Here is a 14,808-nt window from a genome sequence, read left to right on the forward strand (position 1 = left end):
GCCCGAATGGTTTCGGGGGCTAATTTCTCGCAAACCCGTGCATTACTCGCTTGCGCGTTTGGCAAGCTCTGCGTCGTTTTCTTCACGAAGCACTCGGCGCAAGATCTTACCTACATTGGTTTTTGGTAGTTCTTCACGGAACTCAATCAATTTAGGGATCTTGTAGCCAGTTAGGTGTTCACGGCAGTGCGCGATAATGTCTTCTTTGGTTAGGCTAGGGTCACGTTTCACCACGTAAATCTTAACCAGCTCACCAGACACCTCATGAGGTTGGCCGATAGCCGCAACTTCTAACACTTTGCCATGCAGAGCCACAACATCTTCAATCTCGTTCGGGTAAACGTTGAATCCTGACACAAGAATCATGTCTTTCTTACGGTCTACGATGTACAGCAAGCCTTCGTCATCAAACTTAACGATATCACCAGTCGATAACCAACCGTCTTGGTCGATCACTTCTTTGGTCGCTTCTGGACGCTGCCAGTAGCCTTGCATCACTTGAGGACCACGAACCTGCAATTCACCCACTTGGTCATTGCCAACCACTTTACCTTCATCATCAACAATACGAACTTCTGTTGAAGGTACTGGTAGGCCGATTGCACCTGTGTAGTCTTTCAGATCATATGGGTTACCCGTGACCAAAGGAGCACATTCGGTTAAACCATAGCCTTCAAGTAGGTGGACACCTGTCGCTTTCTTCCATTGCTCAGCAACAGCGCGTTGAACCGCCATACCACCGCCAACAGATAAACGCATGTTACTGAAGTCCAACTCGTGGAAATCTTCGTTATTCACGAGCGCATTGAACAAGGTGTTTACGCCAGTAATCGCGGTAAACGGAACCTTTTGCAGCTCTTTAATAAAGCCAGGAATGTCACGAGGGTTAGTAATCAGAAGGTTACGGCCACCCATCTCAACAAACAATAAGCAGTTCACGGTAAGAGCAAATACATGGTAAAGCGGCAATGCCGTTACCACCAATTCACGGCCTTCTTGCAGAACAGGGCTATATGCCCCTTTCGCTTGCAGTACGTTCGCAATCATATTGCGGTGCGTTAGGATTGCGCCTTTCGCTACGCCCGTTGTACCACCCGTGTATTGTAGAAATGCGATATCATCGCCCGCCATAAATGGCTTCACATACTGTAGGCGACGGCCTTTATGCAGTGCTTTTCGAAATGAGATAGCACCCGGCAGATCGTACTTAGGCACCATGCCTTTTACGTATTTCACTACGAAGTCGACAATCGTACCTTTTGCTCTTGGCAGCATTTGCCCAAGGCTGGTTAGTACAACGTGTTTAACCGGTGTTTTATCAACGACTTTTTCTAGCGTGCTCGCAAAGTTAGAAACGATAACAATCGCCTTTGCGCCAGAGTCATTCAATTGATGTTCAAGTTCACGAGGCGTGTACAGTGGGTTGACGTTCACTGCAATCATACCTGCACGCAGTACACCAAAGAGTGCAATTGGATATTGCAGCAGGTTTGGCATCATCAGCGCGACACGATCGCCTTTCTTCAGTTTTAGATCATTCTGCAGGTAAGCAGCAAAAGCACGACTGCGCTCTTCAAGCTTACGGAATGTCATGATAGACCCCATGTTCTCGAATGCTGGTTGGTCTGCGTACTTCTGTACTGACTGTTCGAACATTTCAATAAGAGATGGGTACTGATCTGGGTTGATCGTCTCAGGTACGTCACTTGGATAACGTGAAAGCCAAGGTTTGTCCACTATGTTACTCCTCGTTTATCAGCTGACGACTGCTTCGCCGCTTTTTATCATTGCGGTATTACAGCACAGCTTTAGTGCATGAGCACTAAAAGGCTCAAACACTTGTTTAAATTTTGTTAACTACACCAAGAATTAGCTCTGAAACTAGCTCTGGGCTCTCTAAATGGCAATGATGTCCGCCAGGAACAGTCTCTATATTCAGAGAACTATGGGCTGATTTGTAGCGATTATGCTGCAAATGTCGGAATCCATCATTTCCTAAAACTATTAATTGAGGGCATTCAATAGCCGCCATGATCGCTTCAGCATGCGCTTGTGACATTCGATATAACGAGTCACATTTTAGGTTAGGGTCGCATCGCCATTGCCAAGAGTTATCAAACTCGGCACTACCTTGAGCTACAGTTGCTTGATCAAAAGCAGCTTGATCTACTGTCGCTTCCTCAAAAGCAACTTGAGTAACAACAGCTCGATCAACAGTACTTAGCTCAACGATTCCTCGTTCAACAATAGGAGCAATGAGTTCTGCTTTGATTTGATTGGCGTGAGCTCTCAGCTTAATAGCATCCTCAAGACTTGCCAGAGGACGTGAAGGCTTTCTTCGCTGTCGAAGACGACTGAGTACCCCATCTCTCAAACGAGAGACTGTTTCGTGGGGAGCTTCTGAAAGAGGTCCATGACCTTCAATTTGAATTAATCCTGACACCTTTTCAGGAAAGGCGGCACTATAGCAACTTGCGATCAATGCACCAAGTGAATGTCCTACCAGTACCAGTCTGTTTGGCGATAATTTAGTCACCAACTGATGCAAATCATCAATATAGTCGTGAAATGGGTAATAACTCCCCGGTTTATGCGACGAGAAACCGTGTCCGAAGAGATCGATAGCAACGAGGTGAGTATCTGGAGAAAGCTTGGCTATTTGCGGCATAACCTGAGTGAAACTTGCAGAATTATCTAGCCAACCATGAATAAAAACGACCGTCGTTGCGGTCGTTTTTGAGTTGCCAATCTGTTGTGTTGCAAGCGTACCGCTCGCAAGGGAATATGACTTTTCAATCATTGATTGTATGGTGTCCCTATCGTTTAGTGTGTCGATTTCAGGTTCGACTATTCCACATCTTGAATCACACGGCCTGACTTAGGCATGGTTTGAAAGCTGCGACAATGCAAACTGCGGCAAGAGTAATAGGTTGGCGCAAAGTCATTGATGACCACTCGCTCGGTGATCTGCCATAAACGTTGGTTGTAGACATTCATTACTGGGAAGGTATAAGGGTAATCACCAACGGTGCCATCTTCAGTACCACTTGATGTTCCAACCAAGGTGACTAAACGGCCTTCAGCAAAGCTCAAAGGTTCTACGTAACCATCAATGTAACCAACAAAACGCCCTTTTGGCTCGGCATCAATATCTGGCTTACCGTTGCTTGAGATAGGCAAGTTAACCACTTCAACACGAGTCTTATCTTGTAAGTTAGTGACTTTAGCAATCACACCACCTAAACGAACATCACCAGCGTCTGGCACTGTGTTTACCCACTCTTGGTAGTCAGTTACCACCTGTTCAGAGTTTGCATTAAGTTCTTCTGGTAGAGATGAGCAACCCATCACCATCGAAGAGAAGGCGACAAGGAAAAATAAGCGAGATTTAGAAATGAGAGAAAACATAATGCTGGTCCTTAGAAAAGGATAAATGAAAGCACAAAGCTAGATATAAATATCGACCCCAATAAGCTTCGCAAGTTCCTCTTTTTTAGCTTGATTCATCACGTCCATATACTCCTCCATCGCACGTCGTCCACGCCCTTCTGGAAGATCATATTGAACCTGAGCTTTGTGAATCTCAGATTCTTTGACTTGGCGAATCGAATGCGAGACAGCATTCGCGACCTTAGTTGGCTGACCAACTGAGGTTTTTGCATCGCCTTTTTTTACCTCGTTCTTTTTGTTGGTTCGATTGGTTTTGGATGTATTACCTATCGAAGAAGGAGGTAAGCCGTTTATTGAAACCATGCTTAAAGAGTTTATTACCTGATGTTAATGATTGTGTATCTGTTTTTATTTTGGCTTTGCAAAGTGAATTCAAAGCCAAAATAATACGTATTTACTCTCGACCTGGCAGTTTTTTCCACGTCACTTTATCACGAAGATAAACAGGCTCAGACTCTTCTGCTGCAACCGCTTTACCTTCTGCGTAAGCAAATTGAGCAAGGAACGCCATGTCTTGAGCTTCTGGAAACAGGACTTCACACGCTTTGGTGTTAATCGCGAGTGTGTCCATGTGCTCTGCATACGCTTCCCAACCGGTGCCGACTTTTGCCCATGTCTCAGAATCCGCTTCAAGCTGCGCAGCTAATTCGCTTGGAGGCGTGACACATTCAGCATCAACCGCAGTCCAACGACCATCATCTTCACGGCTGTAACGAGCCCAGTATACTTCACTCATGCGAGCATCAATCGCTGTAGCTACGTGAGTTTCACCAAATTTACGGTAGCTGCCTTGCGCCATCGCTGCCAGTGTAGACACACCGATCATCGGTAAATCAGCACCAAAAGCCAAGCCTTGAGCAATACCGATACCAATACGTACACCCGTGAAACTGCCTGGGCCTTGGCCAAACGCGATTGCGTCGATATCGGTTAAAGCGACATTCGCTTCTTTCAGTACTTCATCAACCATAGGTAGAATTTTTTTCGTATGGTCTCGAGGAGCCTCTTCGCTACGTGCGAACACCTGGTCACCCATTACTAGTGCAACTGAACAGTTTTCAGTTGCGGTATCTACTGCAAGAATTTTCGCGCTCATTCGTGTCTCAAATATTCGTTATCTAATCTAAAAATAATGGCTAAGCTCAACAATGCCAATTACTCAGCAGCGGTTGAATGGTCTTTAGCTAAGAATTCTTTAATGATCCCTAAGTCACGGGTACGTGGGATAGGCGGTAAACTCGCCAAAAATACACCACCGTAATCGCGGGTCACCAAGCGGTTATCGCAAATAATCAAAGCGCCATTATCACGTTTATCACGTATTAATCGGCCAACACCTTGTTTCAAGGTAATCACTGCGTCTGGTAACTGTACTTGTGCAAAAGGATCACCCCCTTTTAACTTACAGTCCTCGATTCGAGCCTTAAGTAACGGGTCGTCTGGGGCGGTAAAGGGCAATTTATCGATGATAACACAGCTTAATGCGTCGCCCCTAACATCTATACCTTCCCAGAAGGCACCAGTGGCCACCAGCAATGCGTTACCTAATTCCATGAATTCGGCTAAGGTTTTTTGCTTACTTGTCTCACCTTGTAGCAGAACGGGAACCGAGAGCGTTTCACGGAATCGTTCCCCCAACTCTTTCATCATGCTGTGTGAGGTGCACAAGAAGAAACACCGACCTTGGTTTTGCTCAATCACAGGGGTCAACATTCTTACTAGCTTATCCGCTAAGCCGGGGCTATTTGGTTCGGGAAGATAGCGAGGTACACACAAACGCGCCTGATTTGGATAGTCAAACGGGCTTGGCAGTGAAAACTGTGCTGACGGTTTTAACCCGAGTCGAGAGGTGAAATGGTCGAAATCATCCGACACCGCTAGCGTTGCTGAAGTAAACACCCAAGCACCCGGTTTAAGCTCGATTTGTTCGTGGAATTTATCGGCAACCGAAAGAGGCGTGATGTGCAAAGCAAAGTGTCGTGGCGTGGTGTCATACCAATAAGAATAACCGGTAATCGACACATCACACACACGTTCGATACGCGACTTAATCATAGTTGCGCGCTCGAAGGCCGTGTCTAACAACTGGCTTCGACCCAATGCTAATTTCAAGACATCGACAGCCAGTTGCAACGCATCTTGTAGGCGAACTAGCTCTCTCGCAATCGACTCTGACTTCAATGCTTCACGCCAGTTACCACGAAAGCCCGTATCACCGAGAACAATGCGTAGGTCAGCAGCTGATTGAATGAGCCTCTCGCCAACCTTTTGTAGCTGACGCATGTCTTTCGCTTCAGTGCGGTAAGCGATTTCAATGTCTTTGGCTAGCTCTTGGATTTGTCGGCTTGATACTGATTGTCCAAAGTACTGACTGGCGATATCGGGAAGTTGATGCGCTTCATCGAAGATAAACACATCGGCTTCAGGTATCAGCTCACCAAACCCGGTTTCTTTGATCGCTAAATCTGCGAGAAACAAGTGGTGGTTCACTACAACAACATCGGAGTCCATCGCTTTTTTACGCGCCTTAAGCACAAAGCAATCAGTGTAGCTTGGGCATTCTTTGCCTAAGCAGTTGTCGTTAGTCGAGGTAATGGTTGGAATAACTGGGCTATCTTCAGCAATATCATCGCAATCACCTAAATCGCCAGTTTGAGTCGCTGACGACCAGCTGCGCACTTTAACCAACTGAGCTAACAGCGTTGGATCGGTATGAGTGCCATGACTTTCGATCATCTGGCGACTGAGCCTGTCTAAACACAAATAGTTTGAGCGACCTTTCAGCAGAGCAACCTGACCATAAAAACCAAGCGCATCGACCATTAATGGTAAATCACGATGAAACAACTGCTCTTGAAGGTTTTTAGACCCCGTACTGATAATAGTTTTCTTGCCACTCAGCAGCGCCGGTACTAGGTAAGCAAACGTCTTACCGGTACCCGTCCCTGCCTCAACAACCAATTGGCTTTGTTGCTCAATGGCCTGTGAGACCGCCTCAGCCATGTCCAACTGAGCTTGTCGTGGTTGAAACCCAGGGATCGCTTTACCCAGAGCACCATCAGCAGAAAACGTTTTAGATATCATAGAGTACGTGGTTTAGAAAAATAGAGGGCGAATTATGGCAGGTTTAGTGAGCCGGTGCGAATCAGAAATGACTGCACACCGGAGGTGTCTATCGAATAGAACATAGCAGGCTAAGTCTTGTTAACCAACCTAGCCCAAAACAAATGAAGGGGTTGTTTAACTACTTGCGATTCAAGTAACGAGATAACCAAGGCGCACCAGAAAAACCGGAATCATTTGGTTGCATAGCTTTAGCAGCATCAGTCGGAGAAGCTTTGCTTTCCCACATTTCATCAAGAACGTTGCCGTCCACCTGAACATCACCCACTAATGAATTTACACGCTTACAATACAACTTTTTCGCTAGTAACTCTTTATCCATAAATGATCACCTATGCATGGCTGAAATGTTGGCTCGCTCTAGTGGAACTTGACCGAGAATGTCGGTTAAAACCGTCAGAAATCTAACCTCTACCTGAATTTATTAAGCCTCTCAATTTATTAATCCCCTAAATGAACGGTAGATTTTGTTGAAACCAAATTGATAATAGATTAATTATAACGGTGATATTGCGGCTCAGTTCACCGTTCGACGGCCTGCATTAAATTTGAAGAATCCCGATTTCATATAAAAAAGTGCAACATTCATGGAAGTAAGATGCAAATGGAAAGAAAAACTTTATTAACACATTGTACTGACGCCCCAGGCCTCATCTCAAAGATCACCAACATTTGTTATAAGCACCAACTCAATATTATTCACAATAATGAGTTCGTCGATAACACTAGTGGCCACTTCTTTATGCGTACCGAGCTAGAGGGTTACTTCAATGACGAAACCTTGCTTGCCGATTTAGACCAAGCATTGCCAGAGAATGCGAAACGTAAGCTGATGGGCTCTTCTCGTAAGCGTGTCGTGATACTCGTGACTAAAGAAGCTCACTGCCTTGGCGATATTCTGATGAAGAACTTTGATGGCAGCTTAGATGTCGAAATCGCGGCTGTTGTTAGCAACTACGATACTTTGCAAAGCTTAACCGAGCGTTTTGATATTCCTTATCATCATGTTTCTCACGAAGGACTAAACCGTGAAGAACATGAGAAGAAGATGCTTGAAGTAATTGACCAGTATGAGGCGGACTATCTGGTTCTTGCTAAATACATGCGAGTGCTGACTCCGGGCTTTGTTGAGAAGTACAATCACAAGATCATCAACATTCACCACAGCTTCTTACCAGCATTCATTGGTGCTAAACCATACCAACAAGCTTATGAGCGCGGCGTAAAGATCATTGGGGCAACGGCGCACTTTGTGACTAATGATTTGGATGAAGGCCCAATCATTAAGCAAGATGTAATCCCTGTGGATCACAACTTCAGCGCGAAAGACATGGCTCAAGCCGGTCGTGACGTAGAGAAAAACGTATTGAGTAAGGCTCTAAACAAAGTGATCAACGATCATGTGTTTGTTTACGGCAACAAGACTGTAATTCTGTAATTCTGTAATTCTGTAATTCTGTAATTCTGTAATTCTGAGCTTAAAAGCGATTTACAGTAAGACTTCCAGTTAGAACCCAAATAAAAAAACGCGCAACAGGGTTAACCCATTGCGCGTTTTTTGTATCTGGTTATCAGACTAGCTTTTAGAGATTCCCGATTACGCTCCTTCGTCGCTATCGGGAATGACGAATTCAGCCATGAATCTTCTAACTGTAGACTCTGACATACACCCTCGAACGCTCAGTCAGCCTCTAAAAATAGACTCTGGCAAACACACTATCAAGCACTTCGTCATTCCGACAAGCCTAAGCGAGCTCAGGAATCTCATCTAAGAACTTACCCAAGTCAAATTAAGCTTGTTCAGATTCAACAACCTTCTTCAAAGAGTGTGGATGTAGCTTAATACAAATACCTTGATGTTTAAAAGCCACCGTTGGGTTATTCAAACGTTCACCCTCGCCTTTCGGGCTAGAGAGTTTTATCTTAATACCTTGCTCTGCCAAGGTTTCAAACTTAGCGGCAAACTGTGGATAGGTTTCTTTAAGATCTGCTAGATACTCATCAGGCGTTTGTGCGTGAGAAGGAATCACAAACTCGACATGTTCCCAATCTTGGCTTGGATAAATTTTACCTTCTGCTGGATATGGCAACTCTAAGCACTCAATCTTCCAACCAAGGCTTTGCAATGGCTCATCGAAAGCCAACACCACAATTGGACGACCGTTAACCATCGCTTCTGAAAGCGTAGAGCCGTATTCAGACCATGCTTGATGTGCTGATTTCGCAAGATCAGTGTCATTGATTCTTAATGCAATATGATCCGCTTGAGCAAAGCTTAAATCCAAACCCAATTTATTTACTAGGTTCTCAATTTTCGCCATAAACGTATCAAGGCGCGCAATCATTTGTTGTGGTTCTAGTTCAGCTTGCTTCAGGCTCATCGTCATTGTCTTTGTTCTCCAAATAATGGCTGCATGGTATCAGTTTTACTTTCAGCAACAAGTGTTACTTTTATAAAAAAACGTTCAAAAAGTACGGTGTCTTACTTTCCTAAATAGACAAACCTGGCTTGGTCAAAGTCGATTGTCAAAAACCCCTCAGGAAATGTTAATTTTCTATCAATTCGACCTATAAGAAACCCCACAAAATTGGTATGATTAACGCCATTTTTGTGAACTTAAACAGAGTCTGTTGTTCATTTCGGCATTAAATCGTTAACTCGAAGCATAATTAACCAAATTTAATACCCACGAAATAACGGCCACTCTTATTCATCCTTGAATTGAAGGAAACGCGTGTGAATATCCAAGCACTGATTAATGACAAAGTATCTCAGGCTCTAGAAGCCGCTGGCGCACCTGCAGGCTCTCCTGCGGCTGTTCGCCAATCTGCAAAACCACAATTTGGTGACTACCAAGCAAACGGCGTTATGGGCGTTGCTAAACGACTAGGCACTAACCCTCGAGAATTTGCTCAAAAAGTATTGGACGTTCTAAACCTAGACGGTATCGCTTCTAAAGTTGAAATCGCAGGTCCAGGTTTCCTAAACATCTTCCTAGATGAAGCATTCCTAGCACAACAAGCAGACGCAGCATTAGCTGACTCTCGCCTTGGTGTTGCAGCGGCTGAAGCACAAACAATTGTTGCTGACTACTCTGCACCAAACGTTGCAAAAGAAATGCACGTTGGTCACCTACGTTCAACGATCATCGGTGATGCTGTTGTTCGTACACTTGAGTTCTTAGGTCACAAAGTTATCCGTGCTAACCACATTGGTGACTGGGGTACTCAATTCGGTATGCTTATCGCAAACCTTGAGCGCATCCAAGCTGAAACTGGCGAAGTTTCAATGGAACTTTCAGACCTTGAGCAATTCTACCGTGAATCTAAAAAGCTTTACGACGAAGACGAAGAGTTCGCAGTAAAAGCACGTGGCTACGTAGTAAAACTGCAAGGCGGCGACGCATACTGTGCTGAAATGTGGAAAAAGCTGGTTGACGTAACCATGGTTCAAAACCAACGTAACTATGATCGCCTGAACGTATCACTGACACGTGATGATGTGATGGGTGAAAGTATGTACAACCACATGCTTGCAAACATCGTTGCTGATCTACAAGCACAAGGCCTAGCAAAAGAGTCTGACGGCGCACAAGTTGTATTCCTAGACGAATACAAAAACAAAGATGGCGACCCGATGGGCGTTATCGTACAAAAACGTGACGGTGGCTTCCTGTACACCACAACCGATATTGCATGTGCTAAATACCGTTTTGAAGAACTGGGCGCAGACCGCGTACTTTACTTCATTGACTCTCGTCAGCACCAACACCTAATGCAAGCTTGGACTATCGTTCGTAAAGCGGGTTATGTTCCTGAGTCTGTATCTCTTGAGCACCACGCATTCGGCATGATGCTAGGTAAAGATGGTAAGCCATTTAAAACTCGCGCAGGCGGTACAGTTCGTCTTGCTGATCTTCTGGACGAAGCAGAAGTACGTGCAACTCAGCTGATTGAATCTAAAAACCCTGAGCTAGCAGAAGACGAGAAGAAAACCATCGCGAACACAGTTGCAATGGCGGCTGTTAAATATGCAGACCTTTCTAAGCACCGTACCACTGATTACGTGTTCGACTGGGAAAACATGCTGGCATTTGAAGGTAACACAGCACCGTACATGCAGTACGCGTACACTCGTGTTGCTTCAATCTTTGCTAAAGCAGGCATTTCTATGGACTCTCTTGAAGGTGAAATCAAAATCACTGAAGAAAAAGAGAAAGCCCTTATCGCGAAACTTCTACAATTTGAAGAAGCGGTACAGTCTGTTGCTCGTGAAGGTCAACCGCACATCATGTGTAGCTACCTGTTCGAACTTGCTGGTCAATTCTCTAGCTTCTATGAAGCGTGCCCTATCCTTGTGGCTGAAGATGAAACCGTTAAACAGAGCCGCCTGAAGCTTGCTGCACTGACAGCTAAGACTATCAAGCAAGGTCTGTCTCTTCTAGGTATCGAAACTCTAGAGCGCATGTAATTCCCTTCGGGTTACAATGAATAAATACAAAGGTTGATGTGAGAGCATCAACCTTTTGTTTTATCTGGAGGTTTCGTTTACTCGTTTATCTTTGCGACTAGTCGGCCTACGCAGCAAGAGATCTCCTACTACGCTCCTTCGTCGCTATAGGAGATGACGAAAATAAGTGTCGTTAGTCCAACTCGACATTAATGAACTTATCAAACTACACCGAATCGTTACCGCCTATAGTTAGGGACAAACGTAATAGGAAATCTCCTCCAAACGCGTAACACAAGCAAAGCCATTCGCTAAAACTCTCCTCGCCCGTCATTCCCTGCAGTGAGGAACGAACGTGATAGGGAATCTGCTTATTGAGAACGTAAGCGCTAGCCACATCCCAACTCCAACCTTATACTCAAGTAAAACAATTAATTGGAAAGATCATGAGCTTTGAACTTCACCCACAGTTAGCAAAAGACACCACGCTTATCGGCGAATTTCCACTAAGCTTGGCACTGCTAAGCAAAGACAGTGCTGTGCCTTGGGTTATCTTGGTACCAAAACGTGCCAACCTAAAAGAGTTGCACCATCTGCCAATGAAAGAACAACAGCAGTTCTTGCTTGAGTCTCAAGCGGTAAGCCAAGCATTAGAAGCGACGTTCCAACCAGACAAGTTAAACCTAGGCGCGCTGGGTAACATGGTGCCACAACTGCACATTCACCATATTGCACGTTTCAAAGACGACATCGCGTGGCCAGGTCCAGTATGGGGCAACACCAAAGGCGAACAGCGCAGTGAAGAAGAACAAGCCGCAATCCATACTCGCATTCAAAACGTTTTATCGCTGAGCTCTATCTTTAAGAAAGCGTAATTCGAGTTCATCTCACTACGCATTAAAGCAAGGCTTTTCAGAATAGACACATGACAAAAAGCCGCTCATCTAAAATAGGTGAGCGGCTTTTTATTGTCTAATCTCGTCGTTTTCAACGAGAGTATGAAGCTCTGAACTACATCATCACATTCAGTGACAGACCATCTTGTTTGCTGATGGTGTAACGAATACGTGTTGTATGGCCATGCTTGTTGGTGTCGACCAAGCGAGATACCTTACCTTTCTTGACCCACACACTCAGCATCGCATCGACACCGTCTTCGCTCATTCCAAACTTAGACGCAAGTTCACTACGAGCAGCAACGCCCTCGTTATCAATGTATTGATGAAGTTCAGTTAAAATCATACTACTTGCACCTCTAGCGCTTTTTGCTTACTGCCAATTTTCTTGAAGACGCGATACGTCACCACAAAGCCACCAGCAATTGCCACCATCCACACAGCACTACTTACTGGGTGTACAGCGAAGTTTGCTGCTTGGTAGTAGAAGGTTGCACCGAAGTAACCAAGAGCCATTGTCCATACCGCTATGAAGCGGGCGAACGTCTGACCAAACTCACGAACATAAGCGCCCATCGCAGCAACACAAGGTGTGTAAAGCAGGATAAGAATCAAGTAAGCAAACGCAGCGTGGCCTGATACAAACTTGTCTTTCAAGTTACCAAAGATCGAAGTATCAACCTCTTGATCTGCAGCCACAGAGCTTGAGTCAGACAAGTCGCCCACTTCAATGCCTAATGGATCTGAATAGCTCAAACCAGCTAGGTTTTCAGGGATAGTCATGACGGCTTCTTGCAAGCTTGCTGCTAAATCGAATTCAGCCGCTTCTTCATCTGATGGCGTGGTGTACAAGCTGTTTAATGTACCAACAACGGCTTCTTTCGCAAAAATACCCGTAATAATACCAACCGTTGCAGGCCAGTTCTCTTCAGTAATACCAATAGGTTGGAACACTGGAGTCACAACTTGAGCCGCTTTAGATAGCACTGAGCTTTCGCTGTCTTCGTTACCAAAACTGCCGTCCATACCTAATGAGTTCAGGAAGCTAAGAATAGCCACAACCATAACGATGGTTTTACCTGCGCCAAGCACAAAACGTTTCAGCTTCTGCCAAGTTTTCAACATCACATTTTGCACGGTCGGCAACTCGTAATCCGGCATTTCCATAACCAAGCTATCACTGCTACCAGGATAGATAGTATTTTTAAGGAATAAGCCCGTAAATACAGAAGCAACAATACCCATGATGTACAGAGCGAATACTACATTTTGTCCGGCACCAGGGAAAAACGCAGCTGCGAATAGTGCGTATACCGGCAAACGCGCACCACATGACATAAACGGTGCCATTGATGCTGCCAGTTTACGTTCACGCTCTTGGTCAAGAGTACGAGTTGCCATGATTGAAGGTACGTTACAACCAAAACCAAGTACTAACGGAACAAACGCTTTGCCCGGTAAGCCAATCTTCTGCATCACTTTATCAAGTACAAATGCAGCACGAGCCATGTAACCCGAGCTTTCTAATACCGCTAAGAACAAGTAAAGCGCGGCAATAACCGGAATAAAGGTCGCAACCGTTTGAATACCACCGCCGATGCCATCGGCAAGAATGGTGACTAGCCAAACCGGTAAATGGCCATCTAATAAGTGGTGTCCACCATCAACTAATATTGCGCCAACACCAATATCAAAGAAGTCGATAAACGCACTACCGATATTGATAGAGAACATGAACATTAGGTACATGATGACGAAGAAGAAAGGAATACCGACCCATTTATTCAAAATGAATTGGTCTGCTTTCTCAGTAAAGTTACGGCTTAGTTTCCCTTCACTGCGACGAACACGTTTACAAAGGTCATGTAAGAAAGTGTATTTAGCGTCAGCAACAGCAAGGTCAATATCGAAATCGGCTCCTAGGCGCACACTGTCAATTTGAGTGCGAGTTTGAGGAGCCAATCCGTTCAAGACTAAGTAATCATTTTCTAAAGCTCGAATAGCCAGAGCTCGGTGAGATACATCAGCATCATCAAATTGTGACTCAACAGAAGGGATAAGAGCTTCTAACGCGGCATCGTAATCAATAGAGATAGGATCAATACTCACACCTTGAACAAGGAGTTTATGTAGACGCTCTTTAAAACGTGCAACTTGGCCTTTGTCGTTTGCAGACAAGCTTAAAACTGGACAGCCAAGCTCTTTCTCTAGCGCTTTAAGGTTAATCACCTGACGCTCACGCTTTAATACATCCATCTTGTTCAATACAACGATCATTGGGCGACCCAACTCTCGTAATTGTAATGTCATGTATAAGCTTCGTTCTAGACAGCTTGCATCTACAACATTGATGATCACATCTGCAGGGTGAGTTAGCACAGCACGAGACGCGATAGATTCATCGATACTGTTCGCATCATTACCACTGTCTAGTGCGTAGATACCCGGTAAATCCGTTAGCTGAAACTGATCACCAGCATGCGAATACAAACCCGTCTTCTTTTCTACGGTTACACCTACCCAGTTACCAACGTGCTGCTTAGCACCAGTTAAGGCGTTAAATAATGTTGTTTTACCACTATTTGGGTTACCAACGGTAAGAACTTGATAATCCATTTAGATAACCTCGATTTGTTCTGCAATGCTTTCACGAATGGCGATAGAAACACCTCTCACCTCCACTTGAAGCGGATCACCCATCGGCGCACGACGGATTAGCGTCACCTCAGTTTTTGGCAACATGCCCATAACCATAAGTTTTTTTCTAACGTCTGGTGTTAAGCCTGTTAGTGCAACAATAGAAGCCGCTTTTCCTTGCTCGAGTTGTGAGAGTTTCATAAATGCCCAATTCGTGACTGATAATGAGAAAGATTGTTATTACTGCCATGA

14 protein-coding genes are annotated in these 14,808 nt (G+C 44.8%); 3 read left to right on the top strand and 11 right to left on the bottom strand.

The window, feature by feature from the left end:
- Positions 1-42: 42 nt before the first annotated feature.
- The 7 genes from fadD to OCU90_RS12785 all read right to left on the bottom strand — a co-directional run bounded on the left by fadD (position 43) and on the right by OCU90_RS12785 (position 6,895).
- Positions 43-1,737, bottom strand: a complete 1,695-nt coding sequence (gene fadD, locus OCU90_RS12755) for a long-chain-fatty-acid--CoA ligase FadD (RefSeq protein ID WP_004734190.1) — start codon at positions 1,735-1,737, stop codon at positions 43-45.
- A 106-nt stretch (positions 1,738-1,843) separates the two neighbouring features.
- The gene (locus OCU90_RS12760; protein WP_061024436.1) at positions 1,844-2,800 is read right to left on the bottom strand and encodes an alpha/beta hydrolase; all 957 of its coding nucleotides are present in this window, start codon (positions 2,798-2,800) and stop codon (positions 1,844-1,846) included.
- Between the two features lie 47 nt (positions 2,801-2,847).
- Positions 2,848-3,408 carry a Slp family lipoprotein gene (locus tag OCU90_RS12765; protein WP_017079484.1) on the bottom strand — a complete coding sequence of 187 codons (561 nt, stop codon included), beginning with the start codon at positions 3,406-3,408 and terminating at the stop codon, positions 2,848-2,850.
- Between the two features lie 39 nt (positions 3,409-3,447).
- Positions 3,448-3,753 (bottom strand): hypothetical protein, encoded by a 306-nt coding sequence (locus OCU90_RS12770; protein WP_017074520.1) that lies wholly within the window; start codon positions 3,751-3,753, stop codon positions 3,448-3,450.
- Between the two features lie 91 nt (positions 3,754-3,844).
- The gene (gene tsaB / locus OCU90_RS12775) at positions 3,845-4,546 is read right to left on the bottom strand and encodes a tRNA (adenosine(37)-N6)-threonylcarbamoyltransferase complex dimerization subunit type 1 TsaB (RefSeq protein ID WP_004734194.1); all 702 of its coding nucleotides are present in this window, start codon (positions 4,544-4,546) and stop codon (positions 3,845-3,847) included.
- A gap of 59 nt (positions 4,547-4,605) precedes the next feature.
- Positions 4,606-6,534 (bottom strand): ATP-dependent DNA helicase, encoded by a 1,929-nt coding sequence (locus tag OCU90_RS12780; RefSeq protein ID WP_017079482.1) that lies wholly within the window; start codon positions 6,532-6,534, stop codon positions 4,606-4,608.
- Positions 6,535-6,694: 160 nt separating this feature from the next.
- Positions 6,695-6,895, bottom strand: a complete 201-nt coding sequence (locus tag OCU90_RS12785) for a hypothetical protein (RefSeq protein WP_061024438.1) — start codon at positions 6,893-6,895, stop codon at positions 6,695-6,697.
- 282 nt (positions 6,896-7,177) lie between these two features.
- Here OCU90_RS12785 and purU point away from each other — a divergent pair, with 282 nt between their 5' ends.
- A complete protein-coding gene (gene purU / locus OCU90_RS12790) occupies positions 7,178-8,011 on the top strand; it encodes a formyltetrahydrofolate deformylase (RefSeq protein ID WP_061024493.1) in 834 nt (277 codons plus the stop codon).
- A 352-nt stretch (positions 8,012-8,363) separates the two neighbouring features.
- Here the strand turns inward: purU and OCU90_RS12795 are convergent, their stop codons facing one another.
- Entirely contained in the window at positions 8,364-8,960 is a 597-nt protein-coding gene (locus OCU90_RS12795; RefSeq protein WP_017106139.1) for a VOC family protein, read from the bottom strand.
- Positions 8,961-9,310: 350 nt separating this feature from the next.
- On the opposite strand from OCU90_RS12795, the gene argS reads away from it, so the two are divergent.
- Both argS and OCU90_RS12805 read left to right on the top strand, forming a co-directional pair.
- A complete protein-coding gene (gene argS / locus OCU90_RS12800; protein WP_061024440.1) occupies positions 9,311-11,044 on the top strand; it encodes an arginine--tRNA ligase in 1,734 nt (577 codons plus the stop codon).
- 425 nt (positions 11,045-11,469) lie between these two features.
- Positions 11,470-11,898, top strand: a complete 429-nt coding sequence (locus OCU90_RS12805; protein ID WP_004734200.1) for an HIT family protein — start codon at positions 11,470-11,472, stop codon at positions 11,896-11,898.
- Positions 11,899-12,034: 136 nt separating this feature from the next.
- On the opposite strand, the gene OCU90_RS12810 is transcribed toward OCU90_RS12805, so the two are convergent.
- The 3 genes from OCU90_RS12810 to OCU90_RS12820 are packed head-to-tail and all read right to left on the bottom strand — an operon-like array spanning position 12,035 to position 14,757.
- Positions 12,035-12,265, bottom strand: coding sequence for a FeoC-like transcriptional regulator (locus OCU90_RS12810; RefSeq protein WP_004734201.1), 231 nt, complete (start codon positions 12,263-12,265; stop codon positions 12,035-12,037).
- A complete protein-coding gene (gene feoB / locus OCU90_RS12815) occupies positions 12,262-14,535 on the bottom strand; it encodes a Fe(2+) transporter permease subunit FeoB (protein ID WP_061024442.1) in 2,274 nt (757 codons plus the stop codon). Before feoB ends, OCU90_RS12810 begins: the two co-directional genes overlap by 4 nt.
- Positions 14,536-14,757 carry a FeoA family protein gene (locus OCU90_RS12820; protein ID WP_004734203.1) on the bottom strand — a complete coding sequence of 74 codons (222 nt, stop codon included), beginning with the start codon at positions 14,755-14,757 and terminating at the stop codon, positions 14,536-14,538.
- Positions 14,758-14,808 lie beyond the last annotated feature (51 nt).

This window comes from Vibrio splendidus, assembly GCF_024347615.1.
GTDB lineage: Bacteria > Pseudomonadota > Gammaproteobacteria > Enterobacterales > Vibrionaceae > Vibrio > Vibrio splendidus.

Coding starts and splice junctions, on each gene's coding strand:
- OCU90_RS12810 (WP_004734201.1), bottom strand. CDS start 12,265: ATGATTTTAACTGAACTTCATCAATACATTGATAACGAGGGCGTTGCT.
- OCU90_RS12795 (WP_017106139.1), bottom strand. CDS start 8,960: ATGACGATGAGCCTGAAGCAAGCTGAACTAGAACCACAACAAATGATT.
- OCU90_RS12760 (WP_061024436.1), bottom strand. CDS start 2,800: ATGATTGAAAAGTCATATTCCCTTGCGAGCGGTACGCTTGCAACACAA.
- OCU90_RS12780 (WP_017079482.1), bottom strand. CDS start 6,534: ATGATATCTAAAACGTTTTCTGCTGATGGTGCTCTGGGTAAAGCGATC.
- OCU90_RS12820 (WP_004734203.1), bottom strand. CDS start 14,757: ATGAAACTCTCACAACTCGAGCAAGGAAAAGCGGCTTCTATTGTTGCA.
- OCU90_RS12805 (WP_004734200.1), top strand. CDS start 11,470: ATGAGCTTTGAACTTCACCCACAGTTAGCAAAAGACACCACGCTTATC.
- OCU90_RS12785 (WP_061024438.1), bottom strand. CDS start 6,895: ATGGATAAAGAGTTACTAGCGAAAAAGTTGTATTGTAAGCGTGTAAAT.
- purU (WP_061024493.1), top strand. CDS start 7,178: ATGGAAAGAAAAACTTTATTAACACATTGTACTGACGCCCCAGGCCTC.
- tsaB (WP_004734194.1), bottom strand. CDS start 4,546: ATGAGCGCGAAAATTCTTGCAGTAGATACCGCAACTGAAAACTGTTCA.
- feoB (WP_061024442.1), bottom strand. CDS start 14,535: ATGGATTATCAAGTTCTTACCGTTGGTAACCCAAATAGTGGTAAAACA.
- OCU90_RS12770 (WP_017074520.1), bottom strand. CDS start 3,753: ATGGTTTCAATAAACGGCTTACCTCCTTCTTCGATAGGTAATACATCC.
- OCU90_RS12765 (WP_017079484.1), bottom strand. CDS start 3,408: ATGTTTTCTCTCATTTCTAAATCTCGCTTATTTTTCCTTGTCGCCTTC.